This window comes from Aliiglaciecola litoralis (assembly GCF_039523355.1).
Lineage (GTDB): Bacteria > Pseudomonadota > Gammaproteobacteria > Enterobacterales > Alteromonadaceae > Aliiglaciecola > Aliiglaciecola litoralis.
In genome coordinates, this window is sequence record NZ_BAAAFD010000004.1 from 198,310 (window position 1) to 217,801 (window position 19,492).

A 19,492-nucleotide genomic window follows, 5' to 3' on the forward strand; every position below is an offset into this window, starting at 1 on the left:
ACCTGATAACAAAAAAACAGTAAAGGAATATTATGGAAACGGCATTAATAACAGGTGGTTGTGGGTTTGTTGGCAGACATTTTGCGGCAGAGTTAGTCAATAGAGGATATCAGGTCACAATTGTGGATGATCTGTCGACTGGCATGCATCCAGATAATTGGCCTGCTTTTATTAAACCGAAAGGAAAATTTACTTTTATTCATCAGGATGCTCGGCAGTACTTTGCATCTTCTACGCAATCATTTGATTTAATTTTGCATTTGGCCGCGGTAGTTGGTGGCAGAATGACCATCGAAGGTGATCCATTAAAAGTAGCTACAGACCTAGCAATTGATGCAATGTTTTTCAATTGGTTGCCACGTTTATCGCCTGCACCTCAAGTTGTTTTAAATTTTAGTTCTTCAGCTGCGTATCCAATCCACTTTCAAACATCCCAAAGCCAAACGTTGTTAAGTGAAGATATGATCGATTTTAGTAAGGATATCGGTGTACCCGATATGACTTATGGCTGGTCTAAGCTCACGGCCGAGTTTTTGGCTCAATACTGCGTTCAGAGCTATGGCATGAAAGTATTGAACTACCGTCCTTTCTCTGGTTACGGAGAAGATCAGGATTTGAGTTATCCCTTTCCGCGCATTTGTAAGCGCGTATTAGACCGAGAAAATCCTATGGTTATCTGGGGCAGTGGCGAGCAAGCTCGTGATTTTGTGCACATCGATGACATAGTGGAATTTGTTTTGAAATCTATCGATTTCATGGAACCTGGCGAGTCGATCAATATTTCCAGTGCCATAGGCACCAGCTTTTTCAGTTTGGCACAAAAGATTCAAGACATCAGTGGCGTGGAGTTGGAACTGAAAAACGATTTAAGCAAGCCTGAAGGGGTGTTTTATCGTGTAGGAGACAACACAAAACAGCTGAAGTTTTACCAATTAAGAGTAAGTCTGGAGGAAGGTATAAGACGCACTTTGGATTATCTGCAAAAAGGGAGTTAAAGCGAATGTTAAATTCACATGACCATCGAGAGTTACTTGCCACTGAAGCAGCAACCCTGGTCCCGGCTGTAAAAAGTTTTCCAGCGGTTATGTATCTTGAGTCGCAAAGAGGCTGCCCTTACGATTGTATTATGTGCACGGTACCGAAAACTTATGGAAGAAGGCCATCGGAAATGCCAGATGAAATACTAGATAAACTTAATCCTTATTTTAAGTACGTAGAAACTCTAGCAATTCATGGAAATGGCGAAGCATTACTTAGTCGAAAAATGGATAAGTACATTGAAATTGCAAATGAAAACGGTAGTTTTTTGCACTGCAATACTACTGGGTTTCCATTAAATCAACGCCTAACAAATAGATTGGTTGATGTAAAACTAGACTTGCGCTTCTCTATTCATGCAGGTACGGCTAAAACCTATAAACGGGTGATGGATAATGATTTTGAGAAAACGATTAAAAAAATTGGTCGCCTGATCGATTTGTCTCACCAAAAAGGCCATAAAGAGAATACTTTTTGGTTAAGCTTTATTGTTATGAAAGACAACGTAGACGAAACAGAGCAATTTATAAATTTGGCATATAAATTAGGCATAAAAGAAGTAAGGTTTATGTGCTTACATCCTAATAAGCGCACTATTTTCGGGACTCGTAGGAATGAGAAGGATGAAAAGTTTTCACATTTCGAACAGGCTAATTCCACCGTATCTGCTCGTTTCAACAAACGCTTGCCGACTTTAAAAGAACAGGCCGCAAAGTTGGGGATCAATATTGGCTCAGGTAGCATGAATTATTGGTCAGGTGTAAATGCGGGTTTGCGAGACGTTGCTAATCGTTTTAGCAACAAAATCGTAAAACAGAATATTTTCCCCATTTCTCGGCCGCGAGGATCGTGTTTAGCGCCTTGGACAGGGCAAATTCAAGTAGAGCAAAATGGTGATATTGGGCTGTGCTGCTCTGTCAAACACGTTATCGGTAACATTTATAAGCAGTCATTTGCAGAGATATGGCATAGCCAGCATATGAATGAAATACGTGATTCTTTTAGTCATAAAAAACAGCCTAGGGTGTGTGGCTATTGTCGTGGAATTGGAACAAGTGAATATGCAATACCAGTTAATCAACTAATTGATGTGAAATGCATAGAGGCTTGAGAATAATCATTTATTCAGGCTTCAAATTGTTTAAATACGATATTAACAATAAAGAAGTTGAATAAATTAGTAGAGGCGAAATGAGATTGAATAATGTCAATTTTATAAAGATTATACAGCTGATTTTTATGAGTGCTTTTTTGCTGGTCTTGACCGCTTGTAGCAGTCGCTCACCCATTCCCATGGCGTCGGCAGAAAAAGTACTTGCCGCCACTCCAGCACCAAGTGAGCCTATTTTGAAAAACGGTGATGTGATTGATGTTGGCTTTGTGGGCTCAAGCGATTTGATCAAAACGCCATACCGTATTGCAGCAGGAGATATCTTGCGAGTTGATGTGATGGACCACCCATCACTCTCCAAAGAGCGAGTGGTGGTATTGCAAGACGGTTATATCTCGGTACCGCTTATTGGGCGTATTAAAGCCGCCCAGATGGGGGTTGATCAACTTGGAGAAATACTGCGAAATGCTTATAAAAGCGAAGATATTGTAAAACCAAAAGTTGTCGTCTCAGTTGAGCAGAGTCAGGACCCAATCACACCTTTACTACAGTTAGTTAGTCGCAACGGTCAATATGTTCCACTTCGCTTTATCATTGGTCATTCAGACACCATAGATCTGCCCTTTATAGAGCCCGTGAATGTCCAAACAACCTTGTCTGATTTACGCCGTTCAATTAAGCAAAAGTATCACGAGCAATACGGTGAGCGCCTGTATGTGATGGTGAGATTATTGGAAAGGGCGCCTCCTGTGGTGTATGTGATTGGAGAAGTGACTCGCCCTGGACCAGTTCCATACACTATGCCGTACAGTCCTTTGATGGCCGTTGCTTCTGCTGGTGGCCTGATACCGACAGCAGAAAGCTCCGATGTCAGATTATTTAGACGTCAAGCTGATAACACCTATTTGAACTGGTCGATTGATTTAGCAGCTCGACTAGATAAAGGAGAGTCCGCCAGTGATCAGTTTGAACTATTACCCAGTGACATTATTTACGTACCTAAAACGGGTATTGCCGAAGCCAACCAATTCGTAGAACAGTACATTCGTAAAATGATACCGCTGCAATTTGGCGTGGGGTTCTCCTATTCAATTAACGATGGAAGTAACAATTAATGGCCAGAAAATCTCTTTCCGTCGACGATCTGGCCAATAATACGGCTTATCAACACCTAAGATTAAAATTGCTATCTGAGAATATAATTGGCAAAAATCATCAGGCTAAGGTAATCGGTTTATTATCTCGAACCTCAGGTGAAGGTGTGACAACTACCGCGATAGGATTGGCGTTAGCGACACATCTTCGGGCTCCGGGAAGTACGTTGCTTATTGACGCTAATCCTTCAGAATTCCGTGTGGCAGATGTTCTGAAGTGTGAGTCAAAGCACGTTGCTTCGATCGACTTTCGGGCTCCAGAACCGAATATAGAAGATTACGTTGTGAGTACAAACTCACCTGGATTGCCACTGTTAACAATAGCCCCAGTTGGCAATGCATTCACCTGTAGCAGCGCAGAATTTGCAGTGTGCTGGCCGAGTTTAAAGCAAAGCTATGAAACCATTATTGTCGATATTGGAGCGTGGAGCACTGAAGCTCCATTGGGTTGGATAGAGCAACTTGACGATTTAATCTTGGTACTTGATGGCAATCATACTACTCAAGAAATGTTATCTCACTTTAAGCGGACTATTGACCGATGTGGCTGCAAACTGAGTGGTTTTATAATGAATAAGCATGAAAGACCGATTCCTAATTTCGTTTATCGGATGATTACCTGATGAATGCCAGCAATAGAACTTGTGGGACAGCGCTGTGACAAAACGTGACATATTTATTTTTCTTTTTAAGTGGCACCGCCGAATCATTGCCATGTTCTTGTTCATTATGTTGGTAACTATTGTATTGCAATATGTTACTCCTCAACCATTCACTGCCAAGGCGGTAATATTAGTGGAGCATAATCGTGCCCCTATGATGCGCTCTGACATCGCTCCGGGGATGCAGACTTTGGATGTGTTAAACACCCAAGTTGATATCATCTTATCTCACACCGTAATCGCCAACGCGGTTGATAAGGTTAGGCCCCATGAACGTCCTGAGAAACCAAGCATTGTGCGCGATATTAAAAAATCTTTTCGCGCCGGACTTGAGACTCTTGGGCTGGCAGACAAATCCACTAAACGTGACAACTGGATCCGATATTTAAAAAAGAATGTCAGCGTTAAAGCGCTTGTGAGCTCAAGCATTATTCATGTTAAATATACAGATGAGGATCCTAAGTGGTCGTCTGATATGGTTAACGCGATTGTGCAAGCCTATATCGATCATCATGTAGAGTTATATCGCCCTCGCGGCACCGCGGAAGTTTACAGAAAACAAATGGAGCAATTGCGACAACAACTCGACCAGCATAGGGACCAACTTGAGTCTATTAATCAGTCTGAAGATGTCACTGCTGCGACAGAACAACGCCGAAGTTTGATTTTACAAAAAGCCGCGTTTCAAGAGCGTATTGCTGCAGCCGAGCAAACCCTAGCTGAGTTATTGTTGCGTTTTACCGCAGAGCACGAAAAAGTGAAAAGTCAACGCCAACAGCTAGCATCATTTAGACAAGAAATTGAAACCTTAGATAACCAGCTGCGTAAGCTAGAGCTAAATCTCTCTAAAACTACGCAGATGCGGCTTAATATTGCAACAGAAGAGTCGCTGTATCAGGCATACAAGCGTCGTTATGATGAGGAGCGACTCAAAGAATTAGCCAATGCTGACTTAATCAATGTGCGGGTTGTCGAGATGTCGACGCCCTCGGTACGACCAGATCGCTCGAGGTTATTTTTTATCGCTATTGCGGTTATCGGTGCGTTGATATTTTCCATTGGTATAGCGTTTATTTTTGAGTACTTCGATCGACGGGTAAATAATTCTGGAATTGCCGAAGAGATACTCGGTGTACCTGAGCTAGGTTCAATCGACGCTTATTAATTTGAAAATCAAATAACAGCGCAACTGGGAAATATGGCGTGAAGCATCCTTCATTGAGTACAATGACGAATTCCTATTTTTGGGTGATCCCAAGCTTTTTTTTGTGTTCATTATTCGCCTTCTCGGCTGGAAGCGGAGCCCTAATCGGTATGGCAGCACTGATTGGATTCGTGTTTTTCATATTGATGTTATTTTCTGGTATCCGCGTGATTGCAACCATACTGATCATAGGCGTTCCAACCGCTTTCGTATTTCCTAATCAAGCAATCCAAGCGCTGCCTTTTGTTAACACCGAGCGACTGCTGTTTGTCTGTATGATTGGACTGCTGACGCTCAATTTATGGATGACCCAAAAACCACGACAACCCTGGGTACGCACAGAAAAATATGCATTCGGTTTCTTGTGTATCGCGATTGCATCCTATTGTTATGCCGTCTTCACTGGCGAATATGTCTCAGATTTAAAGAAAGATATATTCTATATTATTCAATATGTTATGGGGTTTTCCGGCTTTATTATCGCTACAAGAATAGACTGGAACAAACAAGACATTATTCGATTGGCGGATATTTTATTATTTGTCGGTGTATTTATGGCAGGGCAAGCTGTTGTGCAATATTTCTTGGGGAGCGATATCTTTGTGCCATCGTATCTTGAAGTACCGCATGCCACTGAAGGCCGAGCAACGGGCACCTTTGCCAATTCATCTGAATATGGCGCTGTTGCGGCAACTATTTTGATCCTCGGTATTTATCGCTATAGCGTGACAAATGGTGCATTCATTAAGACGTTGATTATTGGTATCTTGGGGGTTATCTGTATCGCTATTTTTCTGTCTAAAACGCGCGCTCCCTGGTTGGCTGTCGCAATGTCATTGATGTTAATCACCTATTTTGATCGCAAGGTTCGCCCCATGCTCGTCTTCTGCGGCACCATTGGCGTGATTGCAGCAATCATCGTGCTGCCATTTTTCATCGACATAAATACCATTCAAGAACGCTTTTCTTCACTTGCTCCAATTTATAATCGACTCTCATTGTGGGTATCTGGAATTAGCATGGGATTGCAAAATCCTGTGTTGGGTGTTGGCTTTGGTGCAGATGGATTTAAAACCGCGCATCCATTTTACACCATCGATATTGCTGGTATATCGGCATACTGGGCAAAAGGAGTTGGAATACCACACAATGAGTTTATTCATATCCTTGCGTTATCAGGTTTTACCGGCTTATATCTGTTCTTAGCGACCTTTGTGACTGCATTTAAACAACTAAAAGCTATCGCATTAAACGCTATGATAAATGAACAAGCGAAATTATTAGCTGTATATGGAAATATCATCCTGTTTAACTTTTTAATCAATGCCTTATTCGTTGATACAGGGTCATTTTGGTACCTATTGTTTTTAGTCATGTTCATTATGGGGTGTGCGATCTCTTATGCTAATCATCGTCACCAAGCCAGCTAAGTCACATGTCAGAAGTTAAAACTATTCTCGACCATGGGAAAATCTATCTGATTGCTAATATTACGCATCGTGCAGCTGGATTATTGCTATTACCCATATACACCCATGTATTAAGCACCCAAGAATACGGACTTTACGCCATTGTGATGGCGGTGACAGATTTATTCACTGTTATCTTTGGGATGGGTTTTTCAGGGGCCATGAGCCGTTTCTACTTTGATTCCAATAACAGCATTGCCGATCAAAACAAGGTTGTTAGCACCACATTGATAGGTTTTTTTGGGATTGCGGCACTCATCATTATTTGCGCTTACCCCATGGCGATGATTACGGTAAACATCATGTTTGATTCGCAACAGCACTTAGCATTATTTGTTTTTGCAATCGCCGGACTGGTATTCACAATTCTGTTTGAGTTACTCATGGGTTATGCCGTGATCCGCAAGCGCGCTTGGAAATACTTTGCAATGGCGTTAAGTAAAGCGTTGTTGTTTATTGGTTTGAATTTATATTTTGTCGTGTACTTAGAGCTAGGTGTTCCCGGAATTATCTACGCAACCATTGCTTCTTTGGGCAGTTTGGGAATTGTTTTACTGGTTTTGACCTTGTCTCGTGTTGGAGTGACGTTTTCATTTCCATTGTTTAAACAAATGGTCTTATTCGGTCTGCCTTTGGTACCTTCAGCCTTTGCTAATTCAGCGTTAACTACAGTGGAACGTTACTATATCAATTTGTTAGTTGGTCCCGCAGCTGTGGGTGTTTACTCGCTTGGACATCGTCTTGCTTCTATGTTGCATATGTTTATTGCGGCACCATTTTCGCAAATATTTTTTGTTAGACGATTCGAAACCTTGTCCAAAGGAGAAGATCAAAGTGCATTTCATCGAATTTTATTATTATTCGTAGCGTTGATGATGACGTGCGCGGTTTTATTATCCTTATTTGGTACTGAAATCATTTGGTTAATTGCGCCCGAGGATTATTACGATGTTGTAATAGTTCTGCCTTTGCTAGGCCTGTCTTTCGTATTATCTTCGCTTAATCTGAACATTGAATTGGGTATTTTCTACAATAAAAAGACTTGGGCGATCCCGATTATTGGTTTTGTCACGTTAGGGGTTGGCATTCCTGCCAACTATGTGTTCATCAGCCAGTTTGGCATTATGGGGGCCGGATTAGCCTTAGTGGCGGTGAACATTGTGCGGATATCGACCACTGTGTTAGTCAATTCAGTATTGGGTTCACCTTTAATTCGTATCGATTGGAAGCGCGCAATCGCCATTATGGCGCTTGGCACTATTCTAGGCTTAGTGGTAAATCAACTTATCCAACAACAGATAGCGTTTCAGTGGATAGCATTAAAATTGGGTCTTGCCGGTCTGTTTATCCTTTTGCTGCTGAAAACGCACCTGTTAGATAAACACACTAGGCAAGACCTCTTTAGGCTGCAACCTTAGTTAAGCTCGGCCTTACCTAGTGTAGTAGTATTAAACGAAAAATTTACAGTCCAGAATCACTTACGCGAATATCATCCATATACAAAACCGTATTCATATTGGGCGGCGCTGCTGTGATCCCTACTTGCAAACTATTATAAACGGCATCAAACATAGTCAATGTCCTACCCGCTTGGTCGATCAATTTAGTGTTGTCCATCCACAGTCTTACTCGACCGGCATCAGAATCCATTAAATATATATGTAGTCTAAGGTGTACCCATTTTCCTGTCGGCAACGAATAATTGGTTTGTTGAGGCATTTTAAAAGCCGGTTTGTAGGCAAACTTCAACTGAACGCTGGGGCGCAATTCATCATCTAGCATTAGCCGAATTCCAGGTCCTTCTTTCATGTATGCGCTTTCCAAATCAATAAGGCTGGCCGGTTTGCCTTGTTCAAGGAAAAACCATCCACTGAACCAAAAATCATCGCCGCGAGCGAAAAATGTAAGCTCGGTATCTAAACTTGATTTATTAACATCCAGACCATTGGTAGTTGCTTTGGTAAAGGTTCTCAATGACTTAGTGCCACTGTGCTTTCGTTGCGTTGAAGGATCGATGCGGTTATCTAGGAAATCAGACTGCCCACGCAATATTTTATGTCTTAAGTCGACGTAAGAAGCTACGGTTGGAGATCCTTCACCTTGAACTGTCATCGCTGTCCAATTTACGTCCGCACCTATAAGATCGCGAACAGTATTTGCGGAATCAAAATTTTCAGTGAAGTTACGCTTAACTTGCAAGTTGCCGTGATTAGGAATAATACGATAAATAATGTTAGCGTTTTTGGTATAAGTATTTTGCACGAAATTAGGATCATATAGCTGCTCAATTGGTGTGCGACTCTCGCCCACCTCATAAACAATGCCTTGTTCGACTTCTAAGGTTCTGTTGCCTGCGACTATTCGTGTTTTGTTACCAATAGTAGTAATAGAGTTAGTCGCCCAAGCGGTTGAAGCGGAGCCAAAAGCAACCACACTAAAAAGGCTGATGAGTAAGTTGGGGATAAAACGACGTTTAATTAACATGATATTTCCAATAATGTATTTGGTGACTCACTGAAAATGGCAATCAATCCTAATTTAAATAGCACTTTGTAATAAAACTAACCAAATACTAAAGGCTACCAGTGGAAGTAATGTAAGCTTAGCAAAATCTATTAACCTACAGCAGTCATTGTATATAATTTGATCGGCTAAGGGTGCATGCTATATGCACAATACGTATAGCAATACATATCCAAAAGAGCGTTCGTTAAATAAGTTACTAACCTGCTATTGGATATAAAGTGGTTGTGATTACAAGCAGTTAAAGGCAAAGGGGAAAAGTTTTAAATTGATGCTAATCAACAGTATTAGGTATCGTAAATGTAATTTTCACATTTTTTTGAGGTAAATGATTTCGACTTGGTGGCAGCTTATCTGTCTACAGTCGCTAAGCTAAACACGGTAGCAAGTCTCTTCTAATAGCCTGTTATTCAAGGCTTAAAGGACGTTCAGCCAGTTCAGTGTCACGCACATATGATTCAAATTTGCGCTTAAATTCGGGCTTGAATAACCAATCACCCCAACCAAGAATGCTACCCGCCAAAATACCTAAATCTCTAGCAAGCACGATCTGGCTTGCATAGAATATAAACGCTTTTTTATGGATTCTTCCGTCAACTTTCTTAACTTTTGATACGCCGGATTTCCATACGTATAGGGCTGCCATAAAACTGACTGGCAGGATGCTAGGTGGGAAATTAATGATGAAAGGGATACTAATTAACAAGCCAATATACATGAGCATAATTTTGGCCACATGTTTGTGTACTAAGCGGGTCCTTAAATTTCCCCGTGAGTACACTTTCATCTGCTCGAATACTTGCCAGCTTGTACTTCGCATATGATGACTGATTTTTGCATCGGGCAACAAACAGTATCTTGGCTTGAATGTCATCATTTTGCGTCCGAACAATTTATCCTCAGCCGCTCTAAGCCATCCTGGCATGCCGTCCAGTTTTTCCCACATGGTGCGACTTATGGCTAGACTCAAAGCTCCAGGAGAGTGATCTTTGGGCATTTGCTTCATCAGTTCTGCTAATGGAATTTTACCCATCAAGGAATTGCTATGATATAAAATACAGGCAACTACATGTTCAAAGTCTGATTGGGATTGAGGCAAGAATGCGCCACTGACAAAATCCATATCTGGGTCTTGTTCGAACGGCACTGCCATTTTTTCAATCCAGTCGGGTGCGGCACAGTTACCAAAATCCATTAGCATTAAGATATCACTGTTACTGACTTCAAATGCGCGATTGCGGCCGGCACCAGCATAGACCTCAGGGTTTTTTACTATCTTAAGTTCAACGCCTCTATCGCTATACTGTTGCACAATTTCAAGGGTACGGTCACTACTGCCACCATCGGCTACAATAATCTCGTCAGGCAATCGACTGGATTGAAAAATTGAGTCTAACGTGAGTGCAACCGAATCTTCTTCATTTAATGATGGCATCAATAGCGCAATTGTTTTAACCATGCAAAACATCATCCTTTTTGTGGCTTGGCTTGGAGTCTGTTGATTAGAGATAAAAGCCTTAGTCCAAGATAATATTCTCGGTGTTTCTCAAAAAAACAGTCAATTTTGTTTATTAATTTTAACCTGCTATGCAATATATTAGCTCAAAATTCATACTCTCGACTTAAAGATTTAGCTAAATACGTTACAAAAAGTGACTGCGGTTAAATAACACTGCAAATTAAAATGATGAGCTGCGTTTTCGGTGCAAAAAATTAACAACGCATTTTAAGTTTCATTTTATTCCGAAAGGGTGTAGAGACTAGGAATAGGGGATTTGAGACAGTTGCTCATTTTCCATTAAATGCATTGGCAACATTATACGCACATGTAAAGGGCCAACTTTTATTCAATTTAAATCGGGGGAGTCGGTAGCGGTGGCTATCGCGAGTCACTATGCCGTGAGTAGTCGTGAAGGCACAATGATAGCCTACGTCGATAACTGCTTGAGTCGAGTCATCGGTATAATGAGATACAGAACCATAAGGGTATGCGAAGGTGATAATTGGGTCGTTTAAACTTGAGCGTAAGGTTTCCGTGGCATCAAATATTTCATGGTGATGCTCACTACTTTCTGTTTTCCCTAAGTTGACATGGTTAGCGGTGTGCCCGCCAATATCAAAGCCACAATTATTTAGTTCCTTAAGCTGTTTCCAATTCATTAACGGGTGACTGCGACCAGTGCTGATTAATTCCACCTCAAGTTGTTTTGATAATGCCTGCATAATATCCGGAACGAGCTTTGCTGGCGTTTGCCTAAGTGCTTTGGCAAGCTGACGTTGCGCATGATTTTTTTGTTCGTTGTTGAGTAAAATAAGCGGTTCTAAATCGTTCCACTCAGTGCAAAGCTGACTGGCATCTAGGCTTTTGCATTCAGTGTTTTTTAATAGATAAGCTAATTGTTCCCACCAAAATAACTTATCAGTGCCGACGAAATCACTTACCACATAAAATCCACCTGAAATACCCAATTTGCTAAGTATCGGCGCTGCAACACTATAGTTATCTTCAAAGCCATCATCAAAGGTGACTGTAAAATACAATCCTGGCTTGTTTAATACATCTACAATTTCTGAGGGTTTGATAGGAGTAAAGTGTTTCAACATGAATTGCATATGCTTTTCGAACACGTCCGCAGCAATGCCAACTTCATCTGCAAGCAAGCCTTTGTTGACTTCTTGACAGGCAACAATCCGATGATAGTAAAGAACCGCTATACAGGCTTTGTCTTTTGACTGCCTTTGCCATTGCCATTGATATATGCCTAAGCCATATAAAACCGGACTTAGCGCCTTGTGGACGAACTCTAAAATCTGCATCTACGTACTCCCTGTGATGGTAGCTGCGATTAAAAAATAGACAGTAAATGCCTTGCTGATGTAATTTTATACAATATACTGAGAGGATAGCAATAATTCGAAAATACAACACGGAATTTGGTTAACCTTTTGAAATAGAAAAAATTGACCTGCTTGTAAGCCCCGTGTTTAAAGCGTTTCATGGATTAATAGTCGCTATTAAATAAAGGATAATATTCGCATGGTTGGCATTGACATAGAGTTATTGATAAAAAACATTCCGGGTGTATCTGATTGCTGCGTCGTTGATAAGCGAAATGGCGCAGCGCAAAGCAAGATAGTTCTTTTTTATGTTCCGACTGACACAGAGGTTGCTGAAGATGTTGAGCATGCAATTAAAAAGTCGTTACCTAACCCACAGTTAATTGACTATTTCGTCCCTGTTACTTGCATTCCCGCTGATAAGAATGGTCATCCTGATGTGCAAGCGTTACTTAAACTGGGCGTGTTTGATCAGACCTGCCTTGAGCAAAATTTAACGCAGTTTTTATCTCAACAAAATCCGCACGATGCTATCAGCGTGATGATCCCAAGCCAGTTCAGTGCGCCGCCCTTGTATCTTGATGAATTGAACCAGTATCAGACCAAATTGGTAGATCAATCTCGTTCGCACATAGCTAATACCCCAAGTAAATCGACGTTAGATGCAAAAAAAGCCTTTAGTGATGGTGGCAAACTTAACATTCCTGACAATGCGCCTAATGTGCTGGTGGACTGCTTACTGCGAGCAGCTGATGCAGTGAAACCAGAGGCTATTATAACCGTGAATAATCGATGTGAAACTCGTTTTAATTATTCTCAGTTACTTACAAAGTCAAGCTGTGTTCTATCCGGCTTGCGGGCGAAACAGCTGAACGTTGGTACGCCCATCGTCTTTCAATTCCGTGACAATGCAGAGTTCTTAACTGGATTTTGGGGCTGCTTACTTGGTGGCTATGTGCCAGTTCCTATGGCCGTAGCCGCTGACTATCAAGCTGATGTGGCATCTATAGAAAATATCCAGCGAGTCTGTGCCATGTTGGGGGACGCGCCAATTCTAACGTCTTCGTCAATGGTTAACGAAATCCGGCAGATGCCCTGGCCTGATGGGCAATCTCCTTTGGTGGTTTTGGATCTGGGTCAGTTACAGTTGGCCGACGCAGATAACGACTACCATGTGGCAAGTCCAGACGATATAACACTTATTATGCTGACATCTGGTACTACAGGTGCGTCTAAGGGCGTCCCTTTATCTCATAAAAATCTAATATGTCGCTCCATCGCAAGCGTTCAAGTGAACCAGTTTAGTCGCCAAACGGTATCGCTCAATTGGATGCCATTGGATCATGTGGCCGGTATTATCTATTTTCATCTGCGTGACGTTTATCTTGGATGTCAGCAAATTCATGTTGCCGCCTCAGATATTCTGGAGTCACCTTTAGTTTGGTTGGATTTACTGCATCAATATCGAGCCACAGTAACCTTTGCACCTAATTTTGCATTTGGTTTAATTGCGGGCTTAAGCGAACAGATAAAACAGCAGAGTTGGGACTTGTCGGCACTGAAATTGGTACTAAACGGTGGCGAAGCAGTGGTTGCATCTACGGCAAGGCAATTTCTTAAAATGTTGGCTAGATTTGGCTTGAGTAAGTTTGCTATGTGCCCTGCATGGGGTATGTCAGAAACCTCCTCAGGTATTACATATGCACGAGATTTTGCCCTTGATAATACCAGTGACACCGACTCCCATGTCGCCGTAGGGCCTCCTATTCCAGGCGATTTCATGCGCATTACTGATCCCAACAATCAAATATTAATGGAAGGAGAAGTCGGACGGTTACAGGTCAAAGGTGACACTGTGTTTAGCGGCTATTTCAACAACCCAGAGGAAAATGCAGAAGCCTTTACTGACGATGGGTGGTTCAATACGGGAGATTTAGGGATTTTGATGGACGGTAAGCTGACGATTACTGGCCGTGAAAAAGATGTCATCATTGTCAATGGTGTCAATTATTCTGGTGCTAGTATCGAAAGTTTAGTCGAAGACATTGAGCGTATCACCCGTTCTTATGTCGCCGCTTGTGCGGTCAGTGACCCACGACAAGGTGGAAGGGAGTGTTTAGCGCTGTTCTTCGTATGTGATAGCCCACAACCTTCAGCAGAATTATTAAGAAAGATTAAAGGGCAAGTCACCAGTAAAGCCGGAGTGAGCCCAGAATATTTGGTCCCTTTACAAATTGACGATATCCCAAAAACGTCGATTGGTAAAATTCAACGCACCAAACTTAAAATCAAGTTTGAAAAAGGTGAATTTAGTGAACAAGTAAAACAAACCGATTTACTACTAGGTAACCGTTGCATGCCTGCTTGGTTCTTCAAACCAATTTGGCAAGCTTATCAACCTCATGTGCAAGCAAATATTTCGGGACATAGAGTTCTAATGCTTGTAGCAGATCTCGGAATCGGAAAGCGTTTATCCGAGCAGCTTCAGCAGCGTGACTTGAATGTTACCTTGGTGTTGTTGTGCGATCAGTTCAGTTTATCGGATCCCTCGGCACTGCGAGTTCGAAGTAACCATCGTAGCGATTACCAAGCACTTTTTGAATACATAGCACTCAAAGGCGATTCGATTGATCATGCAATGATTGCTTGTAATCAAACTGCCACTATGGATAACTCTGTCGAGCAGCCAAGCGGATTTTGGGAGTGTGCTATATCAGCCTGCGCACAAGGACTAATAAGCAACAAAAACTTCCGTACACAAACTTTATCGATCCTCACAGATCGAGTTCAATCCGTAGATCATCAGCAGATTATTGCCCAGCAACTTGCGGGTATTCCGGCCGTTGTTAAGACCTTAAAACAAGAGTTAGCTCAGCTCAATTATCAGCTGATCGACCTAGACTTTAATGAGGAGACTATGGCCGAGAATCTGTATTCTGAATTAACCCTAATACAGCATGAAAAAGACATTGCGTGGCGTAACAACCAGCGTTTTCGACACGTATTGCAACTCAGTCAACCGCAGCCTATACATCATGATCCGCTCAATCCAAGCTGCCCAGCTGGTTTTGTGATTTCTGGAGGCTTAGGCGGAATAGGCCGACTAATCAGCAGAACATTGCTACAAAGCGATCATTCTCGATTATTAATTCTAGGTAGTAAGACCTTAAAAACCATCGAAGCGGAATATGCGCAACTGGATGCATTTTTACAATCTAGCCCTAGAGTGGATTATGTCAGTGTGGATGTCGCAGATCAGGAGGCGGTGTTAGATGCCGTCAACAAATGGAACGAGCAAACAGGCGCTCCTCTGACTGGTATTTTTCATCTAGCAGGACAATATCGCGAATTGCCCTTAGAGCAAGAAACAGCGGAAAGTTTATTGCAATTATCACGCAGTAAAGTGCAAGGTGCGTTGTCTCTTTCAAAAGTTATTGAACAGCACGCTAATGCATACTTGGTGAACTTTTCGTCTACCGCAGGGATCTTTGGCGGAGCCTTAATTGGCGCTTACGCCGCCGCATGCAGTGCCCTCGATGGAATTTCCCAGAACATCAGAGCGAGAGGATTTAAGTGTTTTAGTATTAATTGGTCTTCTTGGCGGGCAACCGGGATGAGTGAAGGAAATACCGCCATTGATGCCCTTCGTACTCGCGGAATACTTGAGTTGGATGTTGAAGCCGCCCTCACCAGTTTACGTCTCATTTTGGGGCAGTCGCAGCCATGCCAAATCGCAGTGGGGCTTGATCCAGCCAATTCGGTCATCCGTCAAGCCTGTGAACAAGGGGAAAATTTGCGGCAACCCTGTATTTTTGTCGAAAACACGCTTGCTAAAGACGTGCAAGCGATAGAGTTTAACGATGCCTTCGGTTTGGCTAATAACGCGTATGTGTACACAGTAGAACATATGCCTAGACTAGAAAATGGCGATGTTGATAAATCTGCCTTAGATATTATCGCCGCGCAAGGAAACGTAAGAGTTGTAGCGGCTAAAACCGCAACTGAACAGCGGCTTGTACAAATTTGGCAAGAAATTCTCAAGATTGAGACGATTAGCACCGATTGGAACTTCTTTGATGTAGGAGGCCAGTCCATTTTGGCAACTAAACTCATTGCCAGAGTGAGACAAGAATTTGCAGTTGAATGGACCTTAAAAGATATATTTAGTGCGCCTACCTGCATTCAACAAGCATTAGTGATAGACCAACAGCTAGCTAATGTAGAGACTCGACCACAAAGCAATGATTCAGTCATCCCAATATTGTCAAGGGACGAACCACTGCCGTTGTCCTCTGCACAACAAAGGCTATGGTTTATTGACCAACTTGATATTCCTTCGAGTGCTTATAATGTCACTGCTTGTATACGTTTTTCACAGCCGCCCGACCGATTGAAATTAGCAAACTGTCTTAATCAAATTATTGCTCGACAAGAAAGTCTACGGGTTAGGTTTCCTTCCGTTAAGGGTATTCCAACTCAAATAGTATCGTCAGAATCACAAGTCGGTATCCGATGTGTGAAGGTTCACAATCAGACAGATTTAGACCACACATTAATCGCAGAAGGACAGTATCACTTTAATCTTAGCGAAGGTCCGTTGCTGCGAGCGGCGCTCATTGAAGATCATCTCGGTAGGTATGCGCTTGCGCTTACGCTTCATCACATCATCAGTGATGGATGGTCTATGCGTGTGCTGTTTGAGCAGTTCGAAACGCTGTATGTAGGCGATACGTTGGACGAATGCCACCCAAACACAGTGCAATATGTCGATTATGCCGCGTGGCAGCAATCGAGAATCGATACAGGCAAGTATGATAATCAATTAGCATTCTGGCGTGAGCAATTACATGGTGGTTTAGCCGGTTTCGATATTCCCACTGATTATCCCCGACCGTTGGTGCAAACCTACTCAGGAAGTCGCTTCACTCAGAACATACCACCGTTGTTGGCCGGACAACTGCGAGAACAGGCCGCTAATACTAACGTCACATTATTTGTTCTGTTGCTCTCCGGGTTTAAGGCGCTTTTATCACGATATGCACAAAAGCAAGATGTCATGATTGGTACCGTAGTCGCTAATCGAGACTATGCAGAAATCAAAGACTTAGTGGGTTTCTTTGTGAATCCAGTGGTGTTGCGTTCAAACGTTGATCCGAATATCAGTTTTGCGGCCTTGGTAGAACAAGTGAATCAAAACACCCTTGATGCTGTGGCAAATCACAATTTACCGTTCGAGTACTTGGTCGAACAATTAGCGCCGCCAAGAGACACCAGTCGCTCGCCTTTATTCCAAATAGCCTTTGATCTGCGTGACCCTGATTTAACCACAAGCCGTAGTGGCGATCTTGAATTTAGCGTCATGGAAGCAGATTTAGGCACAGCGAAGTACGATTTGCACCTAACGCTTGAAGAGCGTGGCCCTGAAATTTTGGCGTTTTGGGAATTTAATACAGATTTATTTACCCCCCAGCGCATTAGTAATATGGCTGCAAATTTCCAACGATTGTTAGAATGCGCAATGACTGCCCCTCAGACTCTTATTACTGATTTGGAGGTGCTTGCTCCCCAAGAGATCAGCCATCAGGAAAGTTATAATCAAACTAGCGCGCCCTTCAATGCTGATGTTTGCATGCATCACTTATTTGAAGCTGCAGCCAAACAGTACCCAGAGCGCGATGCTGTGGTGTTTGGTGATCAACGTATTAGCTATGCTGCGCTGAATGCAAAAGCGAATCGATTAGCAAGATTGTTGGTGGATAAGGGAGCGCAACCAGACAGTCTTATTGCACTTTGTTTGGATCGCTCTATCGATGCGATGGTCAGTATTTTGGCTGTGCTTAAATCCGGAGCAGCCTACTTGGCGTTAGATCCTACCTATCCTCGGCGACGTTTAGCTTATATGCTGAAAGATGCGGAGGCGCAGATTCTGCTAACCTCTGAATCTATCGCTGCAGATTTAAAACCGGCAAATATTGAGCTTATCTATATTGAGCAAACCGCCTCAACGACCGCACATTATGCTCAACATAATTTGGACGTAGAGGTTAGGCCAAACAATTTGGCTTACGCGATCTACACCTCAGGCTCCACCGGTCAACCCAAAGGCGTGTTGCTCGAACATAAAGGTTGGTGCAACGTTGCCCAAGCGCAGATAGATAGCTTTGGATTGCAACAAGGTATGCGTATTTTGCAATTTGCCTCAATGAGTTTTGATGCTTCAGCATTTGAATTTGCAATGGCTTGGGGCTCTGGCGGAACCTTGTTTATGGGCGACAAACAAACGCTCTTACCGGGCCTCTCGTTGGCTAACTTTCTGGGAAAACATCAGGTCCAAGTTGTCACGCTACCACCCACAGCATTAAGTGCATTAGCCGACATTCAGTTGCCCGATTTGACCGTGGTGACGGTTGCTGGCGAAGCCTGCCCTGCCAGTTTGGTTAAAAAGTGGGCTGGTAACACACGTCGGTTTTTTAATTTGTATGGCCCCACTGAAACAACAATTTGGGCAAGTTATGCAGAATGTTTTGTGCAGGATGAAGGTAGCCCGGTTATCGGATATCCAGTTGCCAATACTCAGCTCTATGTGGTTGATGAATGGCTAAATCGATTGCCTATTGGTATGCCAGGAGAACTATGTATAGCCGGAGTGGGAGTGGCCAGAGGGTACCACGGTAAACCTGAGCTAACAGCACAAAAGTTTGTCAAGGATCCTTTTTCTCGTGACCCAAATGCACGCCTTTATCGAAGTGGTGATTTAGTTCGTTATCGCAACGACGGAAGATTAGAGTTCTTAGGTCGAATTGACCATCAAGTGAAAGTCAGGGGCTATAGAGTAGAGCTTGGCGAAATAGAAGAGCAACTACAAAAGTATCCAGGAATTAAAGAATCTGTTGTGACGGCACATCAGAACAAGTCAGCAGAAACCCAGCTTATTGCCTATGTCGGTGCTCAACAGGTGACTCAAATTGATATCCAAAGTATTAGGGCCCACCTGAGATCTACGTTGACAGACTATATGGTTCCTGCCCACATATTTGTGCTTGATAGTTTGCCCTTAAGTTTAAATGGCAAAGTCGATCGTAACGCCTTGCCTGCGCCTGAGAGTCTGCTTAACAAGCAGGTTTCAATCCAAACTGCTGATTCAGATATGGAGCGCATCGTTATTGATATTTGGAAGCAAGCGCTGGACACAGATTCGATAGATGTAACTGCAAACTTTTTTGATATAGGGGGCCACTCGCTAAAAATGGCTCAGGTTCAAACACTGCTCAGTAGTGAGCTAAAGCGAGAGGTATCTTTGGTGGACTTGTTCCAGCACACAAGTGTTAAAGCACTGGCTCGCTACTTAGAATCAAGCTCTGATTCAGCAATTGCGGGGCAAGTAACGAACGCTGAGCCATTAGATAGAAACCAACACGTACTTTTAGCCAAAGTGAGTGGTAGAGAACGAATGGCAAAAATGGCAACGATAAAACGCCGACAAGGAAGATAAA

Annotated in this window: 11 protein-coding genes; 8 read left to right on the plus strand and 3 right to left on the minus strand. The window is 42.7% G+C overall.

The features are described 5' to 3' along the window. Positions 1–32: 32 nt before the first annotated feature. From ABD036_RS09370 to ABD036_RS09400, 7 genes are all read left to right on the plus strand, one after another. Complete coding sequence (locus ABD036_RS09370) at positions 33–995, plus strand: NAD-dependent epimerase/dehydratase family protein (protein WP_343859076.1); 963 nt, start codon at positions 33–35, stop codon at positions 993–995. A gap of 5 nt (positions 996–1,000) precedes the next feature. After that, entirely contained in the window at positions 1,001–2,149 is a 1,149-nt protein-coding gene (locus ABD036_RS09375; protein ID WP_343859077.1) for a radical SAM/SPASM domain-containing protein, read from the plus strand. A 128-nt stretch (positions 2,150–2,277) separates the two neighbouring features. Further along, entirely contained in the window at positions 2,278–3,264 is a 987-nt protein-coding gene (locus ABD036_RS09380) for a polysaccharide biosynthesis/export family protein (RefSeq protein ID WP_343859080.1), read from the plus strand. Then, a complete protein-coding gene (locus ABD036_RS09385) occupies positions 3,264–3,926 on the plus strand; it encodes a P-loop NTPase family protein (RefSeq protein WP_343859082.1) in 663 nt (220 codons plus the stop codon). Before ABD036_RS09380 ends, ABD036_RS09385 begins: the two co-directional genes overlap by 1 nt. A 34-nt stretch (positions 3,927–3,960) precedes the next feature. Next, positions 3,961–5,130, plus strand: a complete 1,170-nt coding sequence (locus tag ABD036_RS09390; protein WP_343859084.1) for a GumC family protein — start codon at positions 3,961–3,963, stop codon at positions 5,128–5,130. Between the two features lie 38 nt (positions 5,131–5,168). After that, positions 5,169–6,599: an O-antigen ligase family protein gene (locus ABD036_RS09395; protein WP_343859086.1), complete on the plus strand. Its 1,431-nt coding sequence runs from the start codon at positions 5,169–5,171 to the stop codon at positions 6,597–6,599. Between the two features lie 5 nt (positions 6,600–6,604). Next, a complete protein-coding gene (locus tag ABD036_RS09400) occupies positions 6,605–8,056 on the plus strand; it encodes a lipopolysaccharide biosynthesis protein (protein ID WP_343859088.1) in 1,452 nt (483 codons plus the stop codon). Between the two features lie 43 nt (positions 8,057–8,099). Here the strand turns inward: ABD036_RS09400 and ABD036_RS09405 are convergent, their stop codons facing one another. The 3 genes from ABD036_RS09405 to ABD036_RS09415 all read right to left on the minus strand — a co-directional run bounded on the left by ABD036_RS09405 (position 8,100) and on the right by ABD036_RS09415 (position 11,978). Continuing rightward, positions 8,100–9,122 (minus strand): heparin lyase I family protein, encoded by a 1,023-nt coding sequence (locus ABD036_RS09405; protein WP_343859090.1) that lies wholly within the window; start codon positions 9,120–9,122, stop codon positions 8,100–8,102. A gap of 445 nt (positions 9,123–9,567) precedes the next feature. Beyond that, a complete protein-coding gene (locus tag ABD036_RS09410; RefSeq protein ID WP_343859092.1) occupies positions 9,568–10,620 on the minus strand; it encodes a glycosyltransferase in 1,053 nt (350 codons plus the stop codon). Between the two features lie 329 nt (positions 10,621–10,949). Continuing rightward, on the minus strand, positions 10,950–11,978 hold the full coding sequence (locus ABD036_RS09415) for a polysaccharide deacetylase family protein (protein ID WP_343859095.1): 1,029 nt from the start codon (positions 11,976–11,978) through the stop codon (positions 10,950–10,952). 220 nt (positions 11,979–12,198) lie between these two features. On the opposite strand from ABD036_RS09415, the gene ABD036_RS09420 reads away from it, so the two are divergent. After that, complete coding sequence (locus tag ABD036_RS09420; RefSeq protein WP_343859097.1) at positions 12,199–19,491, plus strand: non-ribosomal peptide synthetase; 7,293 nt, start codon at positions 12,199–12,201, stop codon at positions 19,489–19,491. Position 19,492: the final 1 nt, after the last annotated feature.